The following is a 1,197-nucleotide window of genomic DNA, read 5'->3' as shown; positions in this document are numbered from 1 at the left end:
ACCGTGATCGACATGATTGTTGAACAGTTTATCACCCATTTACCCAGCGCTATCAAGGAAAAGCTGGCTGTCTAAGGGTGCGAAACTTGAGTTACTGAGTTTACGAATGGAAACATCGTATTAGAAATAGACGGACGCAAGGTGACTCCATCTCGTGACTGTGGATTACTTGCGGGGACATTTCGAGCTCAACTTCTTGATGAAGGTATCGTTGAAGAGGCGGTGTTAAGTCAGTCGGACATAAGAAGAGCTACAAAGATTTGGTTTATCAACAGTGTACGTGGGTGGGTATCAGTTCGTTTTGTCGAATAAACGTTTCAGCCGGACGATACGCACTGGCTACACTCATGGCCTCCCCCCCTTCCCGTCACAGTGTCCCGATTCGGGAAAATTCCCCCCATGTCAAGCGCCTATTTATGAAATAGGCGCTTGACATGGGGTATATGTCCCGCACCTATGGACAACAGCACACGTAAATATGTCGTATCTACAGGGAGGAATGGGTGTTCGTCCTCCTAAGTTAATCGAGGAGGCGTTAAACATGTCAGAGAAAAGACCAAAGATTACTAGTGAATATTGTATGCAGTTTATAGGACATAAGGTCATAGCTTACCACGTCAGCGGGCACGTATATTGTGGCAGATTACATTCAGTCAGTGATGACGGTATATATCTGATGCGCGCTACACTGATTAACCCGACATCGGCGACAACGAAGAAATTGTCAGCAGACCATGCAATATCTAATTCTGACGAAGAAGCAGACATATCCGAAGCATTCTTCCCATTTCTTTTTCTTCCTCTCGTTGCACTTTCTGGATTAGCGGCAGCTCGCCCTTATCCATACCCTTACGGATATTATCCTGGTCCCTGGTACTAGTAATCGCGCGACAACCTCTCATGGTTGTCGCCTTGGCTTTCCCAGTACCCCCATCTCGGCCTACGAGGTTACTATACAGAAGCTATCTGCACTTACCCTTGAGCGCAATAAAGGGTACCCAAATCTTTCTGCCGCATAAACTCCCGCTAGAGACAGAAGCACCTCCTATTTCAGAGAGATTCCGTTAACTTTCAATTCGTAGGATTTATCTACAATTTCCTTTAAGAGCGTGTCCGAAAAGCCTTCCGAATGAGTTTATGAGGGCGTAAAACACAGCAATTCACTTTCCTCTTATGGGTATTCATTCCTTGGAAACC

The 1,197-nt window shown here is 45.8% G+C and carries 1 pseudogene; it reads left to right on the top strand.

Annotation, left to right across the window (positions count from 1 at the left end):
• Positions 1 to 102 precede the first annotated feature (102 nt).
• Positions 103 to 312, top strand: a pseudogene (locus G463_RS22615) (aminotransferase class IV); the annotation flags it as partial.
• Between the last annotated feature and the right edge of the window lie 885 nt (positions 313 to 1,197).

Source organism: Alicyclobacillus contaminans DSM 17975 (genome assembly GCF_000429525.1).
Taxonomy (GTDB): Bacteria; Bacillota; Bacilli; order Alicyclobacillales; family Alicyclobacillaceae; genus Alicyclobacillus_A; species Alicyclobacillus_A contaminans.
The sequence above is the reverse complement of the archived record's forward strand: the minus strand, read 5'-3'. Positions and strand labels throughout refer to the sequence as shown.